Source organism: Thermosynechococcus sp. NK55a (assembly GCF_000505665.1).
Taxonomy (GTDB): Bacteria; Cyanobacteriota; Cyanobacteriia; order Thermosynechococcales; family Thermosynechococcaceae; genus Thermosynechococcus.
The window spans coordinates 885,342-903,628 of sequence record NC_023033.1 but is presented as its reverse complement, the minus strand read 5'-3'; the positions used below and the strand labels follow the sequence as shown (position 1 = coordinate 903,628).

The window sequence follows — 18,287 nt, the reverse complement described above, 5'->3', positions numbered from 1 at the left end:
GCTGCTTTGAGCGAGGAGCCGCTCTTTGAGCTGTGCTAAGGCATCTGCCCAGCGGGGATCGGGTTGCGCAGCTTCCGTATCCATGGAGCTATATTCAGCCGGCGCAGAATTGACTTGAGTACGCCGCCCATTGTTTTTGTTATTTTTGCGGTTATTGCTGCGGTTGCTGGCAGTGTTTTTTCTGCCGCTGCTTCCTCTTTTTCTTTAGCTTCAGACTTGGGCTTGTCGTTGGCCTTCTCAATCTTGAGGGGATTGTCCTTAAAGGTGTAGCCGTTGAGTTTCTCAATCACTTGATCCGCTACTTCTTCGGATTCGACGGTGACAAAGCCAAACCCCCGGCACTTACCTGTCTTACGATCCGTAATCAGTTTAGTGGTAGCCACTTCGCCCACTTCTTGGCTAAATAGGGCTTCTAACTCTTCGCGGCTCAAATCACGCGGCAGATTGCCCACATATAAACGCACAGACATAAAGAAACCTCCCTTAGGCAGCTTAAAAACAACACGGTTGAAAAATGGACAGTCGGGCGTGAGAAACCGCTCGTAACCAAGGCCTAGAGCCAAGAATGGCATGTAAAGACCTTACTGCTGTTAGTGGTGTGGAATGGCTAAATTGGTTCACAGCGATTGTTGCTAATTGAGAACCTTGATTGATGGGGCAGAGCAAAGGCAATGAGCGCACTTAGCTCTTGAGTTATCTCTCCTAAGGTTATCACGCTTTCTCCACCTAGGGCTAGGATTTTGCGGAAAAATTTTGCTGTGGCAGCACAAACGCAATGTGGCACAATAATCAATGCTGTTTTTGCGATGTGATGCCTGTGACTCCGACTGCTGTGCCTCGTCGGCCGGTTTTTCCCTTTGCGGCAATTGTCGGTCAAGACGAAATGAAACTGTCATTGTTGCTCAATGTCATTGACCCCAAAATTGGTGGGGTGATGATTATGGGCGATCGCGGCACGGGCAAATCAACCACCATTCGTGCCCTAGCAGATTTGCTGCCAGAAATTGAGGTGGTTGCCGATGACCCCTTCAATAGTCACCCCAGTGATCCCGATCTCATGAGTGATGCTGTGAAGGTGGCCGTAGCAGCCGGTGAACCCATTCACACCATCAAGAAAAAAGTACCCATGGTGGATCTGCCCCTGGGAGCCACAGAAGATCGCGTGTGCGGCACGATTGACATTGAAAAAGCCCTTGCGGAGGGGGTAAAAGCCTTTGAGCCAGGACTTTTGGCCAAGGCAAATCGCGGCATTCTCTATGTGGATGAGGTGAACCTGCTGGATGATCACTTAGTGGATGTCCTGCTGGATGCCGCTGCCTCCGGCTGGAATACCGTTGAGCGTGAGGGCATTTCAATTCGTCACCCAGCACGCTTTGTCCTAGTTGGCTCTGGTAACCCCGAAGAAGGGGAATTGCGACCCCAACTGCTGGATCGCTTTGGCATGCACGCTGAGATTCGGACCGTCAAGGATCCAAGCCTGCGCGTGGAAATTGTGGAACAGCGATCGCAATTTGATCAAAACCCCGAAGCCTTTTTGGCGAAATACCAGGCGCAACAGGAAGCCCTGCAAGCTAAGTTAGTCGCCGCCCAAGCCCTATTGCCCAAGGTCACCATTGACCACGAGCTGCGAGTAAAAATTTCCCAAGTGTGTGCTGAGCTGGATGTGGACGGCCTGCGGGGAGACATTGTCACTAACCGCGCCGCCAAGGCTTTGGCTGCCTTTGAGGGACGCACAGATGTCACCGTTGAGGACATTGCGCGGGTGATTGTCCTCTGTCTGCGGCACCGACTGCGCAAGGATCCCCTAGAGTCCATTGATTCCGGCTACAAGGTGGGCAAAGTCTTCCAAGAGGTCTTTGGTGTGGAGATTCCTGCCTAGGCTCCGATGATTGCAATTGCCTTAGTCCGCACTCGTAGAGCGATCGCGCCACCCCTTTTCAGGCATTTGTTCTTCACGCGTTTGCTTTTTGAGAAGTTCGCGCAGGGCATTTAACAGCCCTTGATGAATTTCTGCGGGGGATGCCGCTGGGGAAACATCTGCCAACTGAGTCAACTCTTCACAGCTGATCCCTTGATTGCGGTGAACAACGCCATTGCGATATTAATCTCACTTCAATAGCGCACCCTGTGGCGGTAGTTTCCCTCAGGATCATGGAAACCTGGCGCAACGCCAAATTTCCGATACAGTTCATCCAGTTGAGGGGGGGCCATCCGCCCCAAAACTGCGAACAATTCCATTGCGGCACCGCCAGCTGACCTGCTGATTGCCCACAGTCAGGATAAGTGTTTTCATAAAAACTTGATTTGGAAATAGCTACATAAAGCTACATCAGGACGATGCTATGGTGCTGTTGCTGGATTGAGGAGGATGCTCAAGGGCGATCGCCCCCAGGTAACCGCGGCGATAGTCCTGCAACAGTTGCCTGGCTGCCCGTTCCAAGTCACCATGGTAGCGGCTAGCAGCAAGGTCATAAAGGTAGGTCTCACCGGTGTTGCTAAGGGCCAGACCGTAGCGCTCCCTAAGGCGATCGGCATGCCCCAACTGTTGCATGATATCCACAAGCATTGGTGCCACCCGACAGGGATCGTAGGCAGCTTGACCAATGTCATCGCAAATGGCCAGTTTTACCGCCGCCTCCTGATTCTTGAAATTCATGGGCAATACCCCTGGGGCATCCAAGAGTTCGAGGGCAGGGGACAAGCGCACCCAGCGCAGTTGCCGCGTCACCCCCGGACGCGCTGCACTCTCAACCACCCGCTGCCGCAAGAGGCGATTAATGAGGGCTGATTTGCCCACATTGGGAAACCCCAAAACCACAGCTCGCACGGCTCTTACTTGCATGCCCCGCTGTTGACGGCGTTGATTGATGGCCGCCCCCGCCCGTACCGCAGCCTGTTCGAGTCGGCGAATCCCTTCACCCCGCTGCGCATTGGTGAAAAAAACTGTTTCCCCTTGGGTCTCAAACCATGTCAGCCACTGCTGGCGATCGCGATCGCTAATCCTATCCATTCCATTGAGCACTAAGAGGCGCTGTTTGCCACTAGCCCACTGACGAATTTGGGGATGGCAACTGGCAAGGGGAATGCGTGCATCCCGCACCTCAAAGATCACATCCACCTGTTTCAGTTGTTCCTTGAGGGCACGTTCTGCCTTGGCAATGTGGCCAGGATACCATTGAATGATCGGACCCATAGAAATTCCACCCCCTTTTTTTCAAAAACAATAGAGCGATCGCCCCCCATGAGTGGCATTAAATTGATTTCAGGTAATCATTAGTGTCTTTTGAATAGATAAAAGACTATAGTTGCGCACCTCCGATTAGAAACCTATAAACAAATCTAAAGATTGATAACCCAAACCTATAGAATAATTAAGAATCTCCAAAGCAAAAGTTATTGCATTGGGCATCAACTAAGCTGATGCTAAGCATAAGACCTACGACGATATCACAGGCTTGCGGATGGTTGCATCATCTCGCTGAGTTTTGCATTGCTCAATTTTGCCCCATTTTCGGGGAATCGTAGCGTTCACACTACCCATTGCAAAGGTTGCCCGTAGAGATTGCTCTATTCGGCACAGTAACTGTTAAAGAGGAAAAACGTCTATGGCCTATACGCAATCCAAATCCCAGAAAGCTGGGTATCAGGCAGGGGTAAAAGACTACCGCCTGACCTACTACACCCCTGATTACACCCCCAAAGATACCGATATTCTAGCGGCCTTTCGTGTCACCCCGCAGCCAGGCGTGCCCTTTGAAGAAGCTGCCGCCGCCGTTGCCGCAGAATCCTCGACAGGTACATGGACCACCGTCTGGACTGACCTGCTGACCGACTTGGATCGCTACAAAGGTCGCTGCTACGACATCGAACCCCTGCCGGGTGAAGACAATCAGTTCATCGCCTACATTGCCTACCCGCTGGATCTCTTTGAAGAAGGCTCTGTTACCAACATGCTGACCTCCGTTGTCGGGAACGTGTTTGGTTTCAAAGCCCTCAAAGCTCTGCGCCTTGAAGACCTGCGCATTCCTGTGGCTTACCTGAAGACTTTCCAAGGGCCACCCCACGGTATCCAAGTGGAACGCGACAAATTGAACAAATATGGTCGTCCGCTCTTGGGCTGCACCATTAAGCCGAAGTTGGGTCTGTCGGCGAAAAACTATGGCCGCGCCGTTTATGAATGCTTGCGCGGTGGTCTGGACTTCACCAAAGATGACGAAAACATCAACTCCCAGCCTTTCCAACGCTGGCGCGATCGCTTCCTGTTTGTTGCTGATGCCATTCACAAAGCCCAAGCAGAAACCGGTGAAATCAAAGGGCACTATTTGAACGTCACCGCTCCTACCTGCGAGGAAATGTTGAAACGGGCAGAGTTCGCTAAAGAACTGGAAATGCCCATCATCATGCACGACTTTCTCACCGCTGGCTTCACCGCCAACACCACCCTCTCGAAATGGTGCCGCGACAACGGCATCCTGTTGCACATTCACCGCGCCATGCACGCTGTGATTGACCGTCAGAAAAACCATGGGATACACTTCCGGGTATTGGCCAAGTGCTTGCGGATGTCTGGCGGTGACCACATCCACACCGGTACCGTTGTCGGTAAGCTCGAAGGGGATAAAGCCGTTACCCTCGGCTTTGTCGATCTGCTGCGGGAAAACTACATTGAGCAGGATCGCTCCCGTGGCATTTACTTCACCCAAGACTGGGCCTCGATGCCCGGTGTGATGGCCGTGGCCTCGGGTGGGATTCACGTTTGGCACATGCCTGCCCTCGTGGACATCTTCGGTGATGATGCAGTGCTGCAATTTGGTGGTGGTACCTTGGGTCACCCTTGGGGGAATGCACCGGGAGCAACTGCAAACCGGGTTGCCCTAGAAGCCTGTATCCAAGCTCGTAACGAAGGTCGTGACCTCATGCGCGAAGGCGGCGACATTATCCGCGAAGCAGCTCGCTGGAGTCCGGAACTGGCTGCTGCCTGCGAACTCTGGAAAGAAATCAAGTTCGAGTTTGAAGCGCAAGACACGGTCTAGCTGGTGGAGTTGGGGTTCAATCGGAGCTAAGGCAACGATTTCCCCGTAGGTCTATGGATGTCAAGCACATTGCCAAGCAAACCACCAAAACCCTGATTAGTTATCTCACCTATCAGGCGGTGCGAACCGTGATTGGGCAACTGGCCGAAACTGATCCACCGCGATCCCTCTGGCTACACCAGTTCACGAGTCAAGAAAGTGTCCAAGATGGTGAACGTTACTTGGAAGCCCTCTTTCGCCAACAGCCCGATCTCGGTTTTCGCATTCTCACGGTACGCGAACATCTCGCGGAAATGGTGGCGGACTATCTACCGGAAATGCTACGTGCGGGCATCCAGCAGGCCAACTTGCAACAGCGCTGTCAACAACTGGAGCGGATGACCCAAGTCTCTGAAGCCAATGTTGAGGGCAGCAACCCAGAAACCCCTGAATAGTTTGTTGACTGTGAACCAATTGAGGAAGCTATGAAGACACTGCCTAAAGAGCGTCGTTACGAAACCTTCTCCTACCTGCCTCCCCTCAGCGATGCCCAAATTGCTCGCCAAATCCAGTACGCGATTGATCAGGGCTATCACCCCTGTGTGGAGTTCAATGAGACCTCCGATGCCGAAACCCACTACTGGACGATGTGGAAACTGCCGCTGTTTAACTGCACTAATGCCCAAGAGGTGCTGAATGAAGTGCAGCAGTGCCGCTCGGAATATCCCAACTGCTTCATTCGTGTTGTTGCCTTTGACAATATCAAGCAGTGCCAAGTGATGGGCTTTATTGTCTATAAGCCCAATCAGACTAACAGCGGCTACAGCGGTTATCGCTATTAAAGCTGAATTAAAGCTGAGATCTTCTCAGTTCATTACAGTTGAATTGCAGACTAGGGGGGAAACACCCCCCTAGTCATTCCGCTACGTTTGACAGGCTCGCGATCTCAACACGAGAGCTTGCTGTGCCGTTTTCTACTCGTCAGGGTTGGGTTTTGTCATCGACCCCCAAGGATTGGAGTCGGTGCTCAATAATTGCCAGTTGCTGTTGGGCGGCAGCCAATTGTGCCTGGGCCGTAGCAACCACCTCTGGCTGGGCTTTGTTGACAAAATTAGGGTTGTTGAGGCGAGCTGTTAAAGATTGAAGGTCTTTCCTCAGGCGATCGCTCTCCTTCTGGAGCTTCGTTACCAAGGCCTCCAGATCTACGACCCCCCCTAGGGGAATGAGCACCTCGCTCTTGCCAACAACACCACTAAAGACCTGCTGTGGAATTTGCAGCCCGGTGCCAATGGTTAGGGACTCGAGGCGAGCCAAGTGTTGAATATCAGCAGCTCCAGCTTTGAAAATGGATGCTTCCTCAGCACTTGCCTCAATCAGGGCGGCAATATACAATCCCGGCTTAATCCCTGCCTCTGCCCGCAGATTCCGAATTGTGCGGATGGTTTCAATCAAAAGACTAAATTGGGCTTCAAGCTCAGGGTCAATGGCGCGGCGATTCACTTTCGGGTAGGGTTGTACCGCTAAAACTTCACTGTCTCCCACCTGATGCAGCGTGTGCCAAATTTCCTCTGTAATGTGGGGCATGAAAGGATGGAGCAGCTTCAAGGTACCATCGAGAACCGTGGCCAGTACTTGCTGAGCAGTGCGCTTGGCTTTGGCGTTTTCCCCTTGTAAACGAGGTTTCGCCAGTTCAATGTACCAGTCGCAAAAATCCCCCCAGATGAATTCGTAGAGTCCCTTGGCCGCCTCCCCCAGGCCATAGCTTTCAATGCGCTCGCGGGTGGTTTGAATGGCTGTATGGTAGCGACTGAGAATCCAGCGATCGCTAGCGGTCAGGTCCTGGCGTCGCGGGGTTCCCAACTGGCTAGGGGTTTGTCCCTCTAGATTCAGCAGCACAAAGCGGGAGGCATTCCAAAGTTTGTTGGCAAAGTTGCGCGCCGCCTCGACGGTTGCCGACTCATCGGTTTTGCGGTTGTAGGCCAAGCGAATATCCTGACCAGCGCCCACGACTTCCTTGACCAAGCTATAGCGCAGCGCATCGGTGCCGTATTTTTCAATTAAAATCAGCGGGTCAATGCCATTATTGGCGGACTTGGACATTTTTTTGTTGTTTTCATCCCGCACCAAGCCGTGGATATAGACATCACGGAAGGGGATTTTACCTGTGAAGTACTGACCCATCATTGTCATCCGTGCCACCCAGAAAAAGATAATGTCAAACCCGGTAACAAGGGTGGTGTTGGGGTAATAGCGGCGATAGTCTGGCGTATCATCGGGCCAACCCAACGTAGAAAAGGGCCATAGGCCAGAGGAAAACCACGTATCCAATACGTCTTGATCCTGCTGGAGTTGAATGTCCTCGCCAAATTGGGCAATTGCCTTGGCGCGGGCAGCCGTCTCATCCATTGCCACCACAAAGGGAGTATCATCGCGCACTTCGCCCTCGGTTTCACTGACCACGTACCAAGCGGGAATTTGATGCCCCCACCACAGTTGCCGTGAAATACACCAATCCCGCAAGTTCACCAGCCAATCGCGATAGACCTTTGCCCAGCGATCCGGAATAAAGCGAGGGGAATGCCGTCTATCCAAGGCTTTGAGGGCGGCATCCGCCAAGGGACGAATTTTCACAAACCATTGGGTAGACAGCAGCGGTTCAATGGGTACTTTGCCGCGATCGCTATAGGGAACGGTGTGCTTATAGTCCTCCACCCGCACCAAAAAGCCCTCCGCTTCTAGACGAGCCACCACCTGTTTACGAGCCACAAAGCGGTCCAGACCCGCAAACTCGCCGGCATTCTCATTGAGCGTGCCATCTTTGTTCATCAGGTTAATCATCGGTAGGCGATGGCGTTGCCCCATGACAAAGTCATTGGGATCGTGAGCAGGGGTGACCTTGACACAGCCGGTGCCAAAGGTGGGATCCACCAAGGGATCCCCAATAATCGGAATCTCCCGATTCATAAGCGGCAGGCGCAGTGTTTTGCCAATCAAATGGCGATAGCGATCGTCCTCTGGGTGAACCGCCACTGCCGTATCCCCCAGCATCGTTTCCGGACGGGTTGTGGCCACCTCCAAATACCCTGACCCATCTGTCAGGGGATAGCGCAAATGCCAGAGATGCCCCTGCACCTCACGGTTTTCTACCTCTAAATCCGAGACCGCCGATTGACTGGAGGGACACCAGTTTACTAAATACTTACCGCGATAGATGAGTCCTGCTTCATAAAGCTGATTAAAAGCTGTAAGAACTGCCCGCGACAGCCCCTCATCCATCGTAAAGCGTTCCCGCGACCAATCCACCGACAGCCCCAAGCGGCGAATTTGGCCGACAATTGTCTTCCCTGAGGACTCTTTCCATGCCCAAGCTCGCTTTAGATAGGCCTCCCGTCCCAAGGCAAAGCGGTTGGTGCCCTCCGCCTGCAACTGTTGATCCAAAATCGTGCTAACGGCAATACTGGCATGGTCTGTCCCCGGTAGCCAGAGAACGTTGCGGCCAATCATGCGGTGATAGCGAATCAGAACATCAATCAGGGCATGCTCAAAGGCGTGCCCCATGTGTAAGCTACCAGTGACATTAGGAGGCGGAATGACAATGCAATAGGGTTTACCAGGGTGGTTGGGGTCCGCGTGAAAGACACCACTGCTTTCCCAGAGCTGTTGCCACTTGGCCTCCGTTTGCTTGGGATCGTATTGACTGGGGAGGGTAATCGCGTCGGTCATGGGTTGCTGCACTACTCCAAGGCGCCTAGGCCATCACCATACCACCATCCACATTGAAGACTTGCCCCGTAATGTAGGCGGCTGCTGGATCCAAGGCTAAAAAGCGCACCATCCCCGCCACTTCTGTGGGTTCGCCATACCGTCCTAGGGGAATGAATTTAAGAATCTCCTCTGCTTTGAGTCCAGCTGTCATCTCAGTGGCAATAAAGCCGGGGGCAACGGCATTGACGGTAATACCTCGACTGGCGAGTTCTTTGGCCACGGTTTTGCTAAACCCAATCACACCAGCTTTGGCAGCACTGTAGTTGGCTTGGCCGGGGTTGCCCATTTGCCCTGCCACCGACGCAATGTTGATAATCCGTCCCCGCTTTTGCTTGAGCATCAGTTTACTTACCGCCCGAGTACACAGAAAAACCCCTGTCAGGTTCAGGTTAATCACCGCCTGCCAGTCCTCGAGGCTCATACGCAGCAGCAGCGTGTCGCGGGTAATACCGGCATTGTTGACCAGTACATCCACACGGCCGTAGGTTTCTACGGTTTTGGCTACGAGAGTATCGACCTGCTCAGGGACAGACACATCGGCAGCGATCGCGATCGCTGTCCCCCCTTGTTGTTCAATCATTTGAACGACTTCAAGGGCCGCTTCAGCAGAACGGGCGTAGTTGACAACCACAGTGGCTCCTTCCTTGGCCAATTCGAGGGCGATCGCCCGACCAATCCCCCGTGAGGCACCAGTGACAATGGCAACGGTTGCTTCGCTCAAATTAGTTCTCTCCTAAGGGCAAAAATGCTCCACCTATGAATAACCCATCACAAATTTTAACAGCGGATGTTACCCCTCTTGGGGCTATGGCATGTCATCGCAATTGATCAGCAATCGAGGCGGTATTGTTAGGCGGAGCGATTTAGCCACGCAAATACTTCCTCTAGGTCAGTGAAGTCTAGAAGTGCTTCTGCCAAAGCTTCGATTTGATTGGGAGAGAGGTGACGAATGCATTCTTCAAGCTCCCTAGGCACACTCCCAAACCGCCGCCTCAGCAGGCGCAAGACAACTAGCACTTCTCCCTCCTGCAAGCCTTGCTGTAATCCCTGCTGTAATCCCTGTTGCAAGCCCTGTTGCAAGCCCTGTTGCAATCCCTGTTGCAAGCCCTGTTGCAAGCCCTGTTGCAATCCCTGCTGCAAGCCTTGTTGCAATCCCTGTTGCAAGCCTTGGTGTAATCCCTGTTGCAATCCCTGTTGCAAGCCTTCCTGAAGTCCTTCTTCTCGTCCCTCTTGTCTTCCTTCTTGTAATCCTTCCTCCCGCGCCTCAGCATACACCTCCCGATAAAACCGTGTCCGCTTCAGTTCCTCAGTAGTAAACCCCAACATCCGCAACACCTCCTCCCGACTCAGCTCCGTGAACTTGTACAGCACAATCGTCGTGATTAACTCTATTATGGCCTCTGACCTTGGGACCTCTTCCCCCTGAGCGCGCTCAGCCAGTAACCTGGCCACTCTCGGCATCTCTGCCTCAGGCAGCACCGTCAACTGCATCAACCCCAGACTCAAAGGCAAACTCTCCGGCGCCCCCAATTCATTGAGATAGACTCGCCGCAGGCGGGAACTATGAACCAACAGGTCATAGGGGTCAAAAGACTCTTGCTCCGTTTGCCGATTGGGATAGATCACCACCGCTTGCCAGTCCGCAAAGGTGGAGCGATACAGGCGCAGATAGAGAAAAATCTCCGCAAAGAAGCGTTCATAGAAGGTGTTATCCCGCTGAAACTGCACCTCACAGAAATAGACCGTGCCCGCAGGGTCAGGGGGCACAAAGACGCCATCTATGCGAAAGGCGGTTTGCTTCAGCTCGACTGAGTCAAAACGATACCCCTGAGGGGTGTCTTTGCCCAACAGGTCAAAGAGGGTTTGGGGCAGTTGGGCAAACAGTTGATAGAACAGGGAATCGCGGCGCATGGGCTCGCTAGAGCGATCGCTCCGACCAGAAACTTCAGAAAACTTCAGAACTAGAGGGTTATGGAAGCAGGGATTCCCCCTATGGTAAGCTGGGGACAGCATAGAATATGTTGTGGTTTTGCATAGATCTCTATGGCGACGTACTATTACATTCTCGCAAGCAAAAAGTTTTTAACTGAGGAAGAACCCCTTGAGGAAGTGTTTCGCGAGCGGCAGCGTCACTACCGCGAGCAGGGTAAAGAGATTGATTTTTGGCTGGTGCCAGAGCCTGCCTTTTTAGAGCAGCCCCAGTTTGCTGAACAGAAGGCGCGTTGTCCGCAGCCTGCTGCAGCCATTATCTCTACCAATCAGCAATTTATCCAATGGCTAAAGCTGCGCTTGGAGTATGTCCTCATGGGGCAATTCACCAGCGAGGAGGTTCCGAATCCCCTTGCCTCCCTGGCGAGTGTCTAGGGACAGGCTTGAACAACAGTGGGATTTTGTTGACGGTAGTCCTTGAGCCAATCACAGGCGCTTGTTAGTAACTGTCCTAGGGTGGCCAGCGGGCTAATCCAGATCTCATCATCCTCAGTACCGATCGCCACATAAAGTTGATCGCGGCCACTCACATCAATGCTGTAGGGAATGGCAGAAATGCGGTCAATCAGCATAATGAGCTGGCCTTTTTGGTTCCAAACCCGCACGCTGCGATCGGGGGAGGCAGTGGCAATCATTTCACCATCGGGACTCAGACTGAGACTCACAATACTCCGCTGGTGAGCACGAAACACACGGGGATTGCTGGGGGGATTTTTGCCGTGAATTGACCACAAATAGACTGAGCCGCTTTCACCAGCCGCTGCGAGGAATTGGCCATTGGCACTGAATTCAAGACTGGCAAGCCATCCTGCACCAGGGCTCAGGCGATAGGCAAGGCGATCGCTCTCAAAATTCCAGACCTCAATTGTGCCTGCAGATCCCGTACTCGCGAGCAGGGGGAGTGCCGGATGAAAGCTGAGGCTCCAAATTTCACCTGCACTTTTGCGCTGTTGAATTTTCTCTGGCCGCTGGAGGTCAACAAGATAAATGGTGCCTTTTTCATCGCCTGCCGCCAAGTACCGCCCTTGGCGATCCATAGACAGGGTGTAGAGCGGAACCTTGATGGGGAGTTGCCAGGTCTGTTGGGACTGATCTGCCAGGTTCCAGATTACCAATTTTCCCCCTTTGGTGGCGATCGCCACCCGTTGACCACTGGGACTAAAGAGCACTTGGTTGATGCCTCGGAGATCGAGAACTGGGGTTGTGGCTAGAAGGGTGCCATCTCTTCGCCAGTGCTTGACGCGGCCATCTTTGCCGCCTGTGACCAGCGTCGCTGCTGCAGGATCGAGGGCCACTGTCCAAATACTTTCTTGATTGGCAAGCCAGTGTTCCGTGCGGTAATGATCGAGGTACCACAGCGTCATTTGCCCCCCGCGATCGCTACTGAGGAGGACTGACCCCTTTCGATTAAAGCTGACGGTATTGATCAGGCGTTCATGACTTCTCAACTCAGCAATCAATTCACCCGTTGGCTGCCACAAACGCATGGTATTATCTGTGCTCAGGGTCAATAAACGATAGCCCACAGGAGACGTCCCCACAAAATACACTGGAGCCGCACTGACGCGCCATTGATTGATTTGTTGCCCTTTGGTGTTCCAAAGGCGGAGGGTGCCATCTTTGCCCACCGTTGCCAGTTGACCATTGCTAAGATACGTCAAACTGGTCTGGGGAACGGGAAGATCGGCTTGGACTTGCCATTCTTGGAGCAGTTTCCCCTGACGGGACCAAACCCGAATCCAGCCTTCCTCATCGGCAGTAGCCAAGCGATCGCCATTGATGGCATAACTCAAGCTATTGATACTCTGGCTAGAGGTGGAAATAGTGGCCAGTAATTCCCCCCCAAGGCGCCAGCGCAGCATGTCGCCCGTGGTTGTGGTGGCCATCAACTCTTCCCCCTCCGGACTAAAGCGGAAGTTGTTGATAGGCAGGGCAGGCAAACGCTGCTCAAGAACGAGTTTTTGTGGCTCGATACGCCACAGGGAAATTTCGCCCTTGTCATTGAGCAGACCCACGCGATCGCCCTCAGGGCTCATCCGTGCCAGCTTGACATTGCCAATCTTTAAAGACTGGGCGTTGAGTCGCTCGCCGTTCACTTGCCAAAACTCCACAAGGCCACTTTCACTAATGCTCAACTGCTGACCGTCGGCAGTCAAAAAAGCACCCATCAGGGGGGTATTTTCACTCTGCCATTGGTTGCGGGCTTGAATGTGATCGAGGAAAAAATTGAGCACAAAGAGGGGGCGCGTGGTGGGGTATTGACTCAGAGGGCGATCGCCCACCAATCGTTGTAAGTCCTGTCCTGCCTGAATCCCTGCCAGCAGAGCAGGCAACTCTTGGCTTTGAAACCGTTCTAGGAGATCGTTACTGGTTTGCTCAAGGGCTAAACTTTCTTGGCTGGCCTGCAAATCGACGTGGGTTTTGGCCAAAATTGCCGCCACCCCCAAGGAAATCACAGAAACAATGCCCAGGGCCATGAAAGCCCGCTGGGTCAAACGACTGGCCTTGCGGCGAGCTGCCTCCAGAATTTGATTGGCGGCACTGATCGCTTCTTTTTCCTTGCGCTCAAGGAGCAGAGTATCTTGAATTGCCTTTTGGTTAGCTTCTTGACTGGCAGAAAGGTACTGATAATCCAAATCACTGAGACTTTTGCCACTGGCCCAGACCAATGCTTCCTCAAGAGCTTGTCCCCGCAGCAGACGAGAGCCATCACTCCCGCCAGAGCGCAACCATGCTTGGAATTCCTCACTATAGGGGCGCAGTTGTGCCAACTGTTGCTCAACCCACTGGGCATGAAAAACTTGGGCATAGATGGGGTTAAACACCTGCAACTTGCCTTGGCGCTGACACACCAACCCCGTCAAAGCTAGGGCGCGCTGCTCACTACTGCCATCGAGGGGAACACCCCCCGTTTCTAAAATGCGCTGATAGAGACCCAAGAGACGACCGATGCGCTGTTCATCGGCCAGCAAGCGATTGCGAATGGTCTTTAGGTGTTCTGGTTCATCTTGGCGCTCCCAATCCTGAAGAATATGATCTTGGACAAACTGGGCTAACTGCTGGCAGAGGGTTAACGCTGGCATGAATGACCCGTGCTGTTGCAGGAGGCGACAGAGTTTTTGGGTTAGGAAGGGTTGGCCGCCCGTCCAGTGGAGAATCTCTGCCAGGAGTTGATTGGGGTTGTCGCTAAGATGGGCAATGCCCTTCAGTAGAGGGGTGGCTTCCGCAAGGGTAAATCCCTGTAAATCAATGGCACAGCCAATATTAAAGGGAGTACGCTGCTTATCTTGAATCAGTTGATCGGGGGTGGCCACACCCAAAAGGGCAAAGGTTAAGCGCTGATATTCGGGACAATCTGCCCGTTGGTTGTAGCAAGCACGAATCCAAGCAAAAAAATCATCGGTCGAAAAGGGTAGGCTCAACAGACTATCAATTTCATCAATGAAAATCACAAGAGGTTCGCGGGTGTGGGCAAGTAGTACCGTTTCTACAAAGTCGCTGAGGCGTTGAATCGGCGATACAAGCTGGCGATCGCGCCACCAAGAGCGCAACGCAACCACATCAGTTAACTGAAATCCCTGAATGAGAGCGCCAACAAAGCTGGCATACCACTGCTCAGGCTGAATATTTTGGCTGCCAATTTTGGTAATGTCGAGGGCAGCGCAGCGGTACCCCATTGTCATCAGTTGCTGCGTCACCTGCACCCGCAAGCTGGATTTGCCCATTTGCCGCGAATTGAGAATATAACAAAACTCGCCAGCGGTGAGGGCGGCCAACAGATCGGCATCCGCTTGCCGTCGGACATAGACTGCCGATGTGGTGGGCAAACTTCCCCCCACTTGATAGGTGGCTGTCGCATCCATAGCTTTGAACCTAGTTTGAGACGGCACGCTCAGGTGCTGTTGACGTGGTAGTGGTCTCGGAAGTGGCCTGACTAGCAAGAAATTCTTTTTCTGTAACTTCTCCGAGCCCTCCCATGGGCTGGGATGGGCCATTATTGACACTCACCTTGACAGCACCAGCATTGCCCGCACGGACGATTAAACGTTCCTTGGCTTCCCAACTGCGCTCTGTTCCCGACTTCAAAATACCGGCATAGACGACTTGACCATCGGCTTCCACCTCTAGCCATGAGACATCGGAGAGGGACAACTTGACCTTAACCATTTCAGGGGTAGTGGCACTGGGCGTCGGCGTTGCCGCTGCTGTGGGGGTAGGTGTGGGGCTTGGGGACAGGGTAGGTGTAGGTGCGGGGGGTAGATCAGTAATGCTTTGGGCTTGAGGACGAAAGAGATAGGCTAACCCAGCCACTGCTGCTGCCACAAGGGCAAAGTACGTCAGGTAAAGGTGGATTGGGCGCAGCTGCCAACCGAGTCCGCCGTTGCGAACACTGGGCTTATCAGAGCGCTCCACAGGGTCAGTGGCCGTTGGAAAGTTGGCGGCAATAGTTTTGCCGTCAAGACCAAGGGCATCGGCAAAGCGGCGAATAAATCCTTGAATATAGACGGGTTCGGGCAACTCCTCGAGACTGCCATTTTCAATGGCTGCAAGAATTGACTGGCGCACCAACGTTTTGGCCGCCAACTCCTCAAGGCTCAGACCCAGTTCGAGTCGCTTGTCGTGGAGGAAGGCACCAATTTCTGCCACTTTTTCTGCCTGTTGATCACTGAGGTGAGGCATCGCTATCTATCTCCTGCCGTCAGTCTATGCCAATTTGCCGAAGGGGGGGGTTAGCCATTGGGATTATCCTATAGCAAGCTGCTGCGGATTGGGGGACTGCCTTTGCTAGGCTAGATCTGGCTTTTAGACACACCTTATTTTTATGACTCAGTTTTCTCCCTTGTACGAAGGCAAGGCAAAGGTTATTTATGCCACAGCAGATCCAGACATCTTGCTGGCGGAGTTCAAGGATGATGCCACTGCCTTTAATGCTCAGAAGCGTGGCTCAATCCAAAACAAGGGAGTGATGAACTGCACGATCGCCAGCCATTTGTTTCAGTATTTGGCGGCTCAGGGCATCACCAACCATTTTATTGCCCAAGTCGCGCCAAACAAGATGCACATTCGGCGGCTAGAGATGATTCCTCTTGAGGTAGTGGTGCGCAACCAGGCGGCGGGAAGCCTCTGTCGGCAGACGGGATTGCCTTTGGGATTACAACTCAATCCCCCATTGGTGGAGTTTTACCTCAAAAATGACGATCTCGGCGACCCACTGCTGACCCCAGATCGCCTGCGTTTATTACAGGTTGCAACGGCTGAGGAGGTCACCCAGATCCGGCAAATGGCCTTGGCAGTCAATACCTATCTCAGTCACTTTTTTGCCGAGTGTGGCATTACCCTAGTGGACTTTAAGCTAGAGTTTGGCCGCCGTCCGACGGGTGAGATTCTCTTGGCGGATGAAATTAGTCCCGACAGTTGCCGCCTCTGGAATCGGGATGAAAGCGATCCTGAGAAGCGTATTCTTGACAAAGATCGTTTTCGTCAAGATTTGGGGGCCATTGAAGATGCCTATGCCCTCGTGATGCAGCGCGTGTTAGCCCATAGCGTGAGTTAGCAAGGGGTGGGGAATGACCGTTGTGCTCGGCGCCGATGTTGGCGGCACAAAAACCCTTGTGGAGTTATGGGAGGTGGTGGGCAGTGATGGGCAGTTGCTCCACAGGGCGAAATACACTAGCCGCGATTTCCCTGACTTGACAGCCCTTTTGCAAACCTTTCTCAAGGAGAGTCCTGCCCATCCCCAGCGGGTTTGTCTGGGGATTCCAGGCCCAGTAATTGATCAAGTGGCTCAGGTGACCAATTTGGGCTGGCGGGTCAGTGCTGCCGAGTTAGAGACGGCATTGCAGATTCCTTGCGTGACGCTGCTGAATGATTTTGCAGCCGTGGCCTATGGGGCATTGGTACTGCCGCCGACGGATTTTGTTGTCCTTCAGGAGCGGCCGCGGCGTCCCCAAGCGCCTATTGCCCTATTGGGAGCTGGTACTGGCTTGGGGGAAGCACTGCTCATTTGGCAGGGCGATCGCTACCAAGTCATGCCCCTTGAGGGCGGTCACACCGACTTTCCACCGCGCAATGAACAGGAAATGGGCCTATTGCGCTATCTCTGGCAAACCTATGAGCGGGTCTCCGTAGAGCGGGTGGTCTCTGGCCCAGGACTGGTAGCCATTTACGACTATCTCAAGAGTGTCAACTTTGCTGCCGAGTCACCAGTGGTCGCAGCAGCAATGGCAAGAGGAGAGGAGCGCGCCGCCGTGGTGAGTCAATACGGCCTGCAGGGGGATCCCCTGTGTGCGGAAGCCTTGCGGATGTTTGTGGATGCCTATGGGGCAGAGGCGGGCAACCTTGCCCTCAAAAGTTTACCCCTAGGCGGAGTACTCATTGCTGGGGGGATTGCCCCCAAAATTCTGGCAAAAATGGCCGATGGCACCTTTCTCCAAGGGTTTGTGAATAAGGGACGGTTTCGCCCCCTGATGGAGCAGTTGTACGTTGCTGTGATCATCAATCCTGAGGTGGGATTACGGGGCGCAGTACATTTAGCTGCTCAGGGGGTCTAGGGCTTAGAGGTGCTGCAGTTGTGGATAGGCCACTAGCAGTTCATCGGCAGTAAGGGTATCGCCAATGGCTTGGGGTTGCCACAGAACTTCAACGGCCAGTAGGCGATCGCTACCAATGCCGCCCAACTGTTGCAGTGCTTGCCGCAGTTCTAGGTCATTACTGACTGCGGGCAATTTCAAGCGTCCAGTGGCAGCCACTACCAAGGTCACGACAATGTATTCCCCCACATCATTGCTCACCACAGGGGCGATCGCTGTCTGCTTAATCTCACGGCGGTAGTTGGAAAGAGTTTCAGCACTGAGTTTGCTGCGCTCCGCAAGCGCCAGTTGGTTAAAGGCTGTTTCCGCTTGCAGTAGTTTCGTTTCTTGGCTGCTGGTGTGGGCATAGACCCAGTATTGGGGATGGCGCAGCAGGGCAAGGGTGGCCTCTTGAAGCACTTTGGTCAGACCTTCGGGACTTTGGGTATCGGCGGTGAGCGCCAGTTGGTTCAGTTCTTCTTGGAGTTCGCGAGCTTGGGCGAGAAGTCCCACGTGCAGCGTATGCAGTGAGACGACGGGGTTGTCTTGGTAGATTTCTGAGTCATCGCCACTGTTGCGGAAGTTGCGGAAGGTGGAGATAAAAATATTGGCAAGCACACCGATCATGATGATCGTGAATAGGCCGCCAAAACCACCGCCAAAACCAAAAAAGGGAATCAAGAAGGGAAAGCCAAAACCACCGCCATAGACTGGAACGGGCTGAGCATACCCGTAGTCACTGCGGGGGGCACGGTAGGAACGGGTGGGCGCCGGACGACTAAAGGAGCCACCTCCGACACGTCCACCACTGCGGGCTGCCCATGCAGTACCACTGTCAAGGACAAGATGGGCAATTAATACCCCCACTGCCACAATTGCTGCAATAGATTTGAGACGTTGCCAAAAAGTTTTCATCATAAATTGTGTTCCCAAGGATTGACACACCGAAGGA

Annotated in this window: 16 protein-coding genes; 7 read left to right on the top strand and 9 right to left on the bottom strand. The window is 53.3% G+C overall.

From position 1 onward, the window contains the following. Window positions 1-35: 35 nt before the first annotated feature. The gene (locus NK55_RS04305) at window positions 36-470 is read right to left on the bottom strand and encodes an RNA-binding protein (RefSeq protein WP_255325314.1); all 435 of its coding nucleotides are present in this window, start codon (window positions 468-470) and stop codon (window positions 36-38) included. 341 nt (window positions 471-811) lie between these two features. Between NK55_RS04305 and bchI the strand changes: the two genes are divergently transcribed. Further along, window positions 812-1,879: a magnesium chelatase ATPase subunit I gene (bchI, locus tag NK55_RS04300; protein WP_200865518.1), complete on the top strand. Its 1,068-nt coding sequence runs from the start codon at window positions 812-814 to the stop codon at window positions 1,877-1,879. Between the two features lie 21 nt (window positions 1,880-1,900). Here the strand turns inward: bchI and NK55_RS13110 are convergent, their stop codons facing one another. Both NK55_RS13110 and ylqF read right to left on the bottom strand, forming a co-directional pair. After that, the gene (locus NK55_RS13110; protein WP_162147170.1) at window positions 1,901-2,053 is read right to left on the bottom strand and encodes a hypothetical protein; all 153 of its coding nucleotides are present in this window, start codon (window positions 2,051-2,053) and stop codon (window positions 1,901-1,903) included. Window positions 2,054-2,329: 276 nt separating this feature from the next. Next, window positions 2,330-3,193: a ribosome biogenesis GTPase YlqF gene (gene ylqF, locus NK55_RS04295; protein WP_024124571.1), complete on the bottom strand. Its 864-nt coding sequence runs from the start codon at window positions 3,191-3,193 to the stop codon at window positions 2,330-2,332. 412 nt (window positions 3,194-3,605) lie between these two features. Between ylqF and NK55_RS04290 the strand changes: the two genes are divergently transcribed. From NK55_RS04290 to NK55_RS04280, 3 genes are read left to right on the top strand one after another with little or no spacing between them, the layout of a single operon-like run. Next, window positions 3,606-5,033 carry a form I ribulose bisphosphate carboxylase large subunit gene (locus NK55_RS04290; RefSeq protein ID WP_024124570.1) on the top strand — a complete coding sequence of 476 codons (1,428 nt, stop codon included), beginning with the start codon at window positions 3,606-3,608 and terminating at the stop codon, window positions 5,031-5,033. Between the two features lie 53 nt (window positions 5,034-5,086). Beyond that, window positions 5,087-5,467, top strand: coding sequence for a RuBisCO chaperone RbcX (rcbX, locus tag NK55_RS04285; RefSeq protein WP_024124569.1), 381 nt, complete (start codon window positions 5,087-5,089; stop codon window positions 5,465-5,467). 30 nt (window positions 5,468-5,497) lie between these two features. Further along, the gene (locus NK55_RS04280; protein WP_024124568.1) at window positions 5,498-5,854 is read left to right on the top strand and encodes a ribulose bisphosphate carboxylase small subunit; all 357 of its coding nucleotides are present in this window, start codon (window positions 5,498-5,500) and stop codon (window positions 5,852-5,854) included. A 139-nt stretch (window positions 5,855-5,993) separates the two neighbouring features. On the opposite strand, the gene NK55_RS04275 is transcribed toward NK55_RS04280, so the two are convergent. The 3 genes from NK55_RS04275 to NK55_RS04265 all read right to left on the bottom strand — a co-directional run bounded on the left by NK55_RS04275 (window position 5,994) and on the right by NK55_RS04265 (window position 10,688). Then, window positions 5,994-8,735: a valine--tRNA ligase gene (locus NK55_RS04275; RefSeq protein ID WP_041429065.1), complete on the bottom strand. Its 2,742-nt coding sequence runs from the start codon at window positions 8,733-8,735 to the stop codon at window positions 5,994-5,996. 25 nt (window positions 8,736-8,760) lie between these two features. Further along, complete coding sequence (fabG, locus tag NK55_RS04270) at window positions 8,761-9,498, bottom strand: 3-oxoacyl-[acyl-carrier-protein] reductase (RefSeq protein ID WP_024124566.1); 738 nt, start codon at window positions 9,496-9,498, stop codon at window positions 8,761-8,763. Window positions 9,499-9,626: 128 nt separating this feature from the next. After that, complete coding sequence (locus NK55_RS04265) at window positions 9,627-10,688, bottom strand: Rpn family recombination-promoting nuclease/putative transposase (protein WP_024124565.1); 1,062 nt, start codon at window positions 10,686-10,688, stop codon at window positions 9,627-9,629. A gap of 132 nt (window positions 10,689-10,820) precedes the next feature. Here NK55_RS04265 and NK55_RS04260 point away from each other — a divergent pair, with 132 nt between their 5' ends. After that, entirely contained in the window at window positions 10,821-11,141 is a 321-nt protein-coding gene (locus NK55_RS04260) for an MgPME-cyclase complex family protein (protein WP_011057339.1), read from the top strand. Here the strand turns inward: NK55_RS04260 and NK55_RS04255 are convergent. Together NK55_RS04255 and NK55_RS04250 are read right to left on the bottom strand one after the other, a co-directional pair. Next, entirely contained in the window at window positions 11,138-14,629 is a 3,492-nt protein-coding gene (locus NK55_RS04255) for an AAA-like domain-containing protein (RefSeq protein ID WP_024124564.1), read from the bottom strand. The genes NK55_RS04260 and NK55_RS04255 overlap by 4 nt on opposite strands. Before the next feature lie 10 nt (window positions 14,630-14,639). Then, entirely contained in the window at window positions 14,640-15,446 is an 807-nt protein-coding gene (locus NK55_RS04250; RefSeq protein ID WP_024124563.1) for a helix-turn-helix domain-containing protein, read from the bottom strand. A 142-nt stretch (window positions 15,447-15,588) separates the two neighbouring features. Here NK55_RS04250 and purC point away from each other — a divergent pair, with 142 nt between their 5' ends. Both purC and NK55_RS04240 read left to right on the top strand, forming a co-directional pair. Beyond that, complete coding sequence (purC, locus tag NK55_RS04245; protein ID WP_024124562.1) at window positions 15,589-16,320, top strand: phosphoribosylaminoimidazolesuccinocarboxamide synthase; 732 nt, start codon at window positions 15,589-15,591, stop codon at window positions 16,318-16,320. A gap of 13 nt (window positions 16,321-16,333) precedes the next feature. Beyond that, window positions 16,334-17,317, top strand: a complete 984-nt coding sequence (locus NK55_RS04240; protein WP_024124561.1) for a glucokinase — start codon at window positions 16,334-16,336, stop codon at window positions 17,315-17,317. A 3-nt stretch (window positions 17,318-17,320) separates the two neighbouring features. Here the strand turns inward: NK55_RS04240 and NK55_RS04235 are convergent, their stop codons facing one another. Next, entirely contained in the window at window positions 17,321-18,253 is a 933-nt protein-coding gene (locus tag NK55_RS04235; protein ID WP_024124560.1) for a DUF1517 domain-containing protein, read from the bottom strand. Between the last annotated feature and the right edge of the window lie 34 nt (window positions 18,254-18,287).

Bases quoted from the DNA above. Each gene is read 5' to 3' on its own strand.
- NK55_RS04305 (WP_255325314.1), bottom strand. From the start codon at position 470: ATGTCTGTGCGTTTATATGTGGGCAATCTGCCGCGTGATTTGAGCCGC.
- purC (WP_024124562.1), top strand. From the start codon at position 15,589: ATGACTCAGTTTTCTCCCTTGTACGAAGGCAAGGCAAAGGTTATTTAT.
- bchI (WP_200865518.1), top strand. From the start codon at position 812: ATGCCTGTGACTCCGACTGCTGTGCCTCGTCGGCCGGTTTTTCCCTTT.
- NK55_RS04260 (WP_011057339.1), top strand. From the start codon at position 10,821: ATGGCGACGTACTATTACATTCTCGCAAGCAAAAAGTTTTTAACTGAG.
- NK55_RS04275 (WP_041429065.1), bottom strand. From the start codon at position 8,735: ATGACCGACGCGATTACCCTCCCCAGTCAATACGATCCCAAGCAAACG.
- NK55_RS04290 (WP_024124570.1), top strand. From the start codon at position 3,606: ATGGCCTATACGCAATCCAAATCCCAGAAAGCTGGGTATCAGGCAGGG.
- NK55_RS04265 (WP_024124565.1), bottom strand. From the start codon at position 10,688: ATGCGCCGCGATTCCCTGTTCTATCAACTGTTTGCCCAACTGCCCCAA.
- ylqF (WP_024124571.1), bottom strand. From the start codon at position 3,193: ATGGGTCCGATCATTCAATGGTATCCTGGCCACATTGCCAAGGCAGAA.
- NK55_RS04255 (WP_024124564.1), bottom strand. From the start codon at position 14,629: ATGGATGCGACAGCCACCTATCAAGTGGGGGGAAGTTTGCCCACCACA.
- NK55_RS04240 (WP_024124561.1), top strand. From the start codon at position 16,334: ATGACCGTTGTGCTCGGCGCCGATGTTGGCGGCACAAAAACCCTTGTG.
- rcbX (WP_024124569.1), top strand. From the start codon at position 5,087: ATGGATGTCAAGCACATTGCCAAGCAAACCACCAAAACCCTGATTAGT.
- NK55_RS04280 (WP_024124568.1), top strand. From the start codon at position 5,498: ATGAAGACACTGCCTAAAGAGCGTCGTTACGAAACCTTCTCCTACCTG.
- NK55_RS04235 (WP_024124560.1), bottom strand. From the start codon at position 18,253: ATGATGAAAACTTTTTGGCAACGTCTCAAATCTATTGCAGCAATTGTG.
- NK55_RS04250 (WP_024124563.1), bottom strand. From the start codon at position 15,446: ATGCCTCACCTCAGTGATCAACAGGCAGAAAAAGTGGCAGAAATTGGT.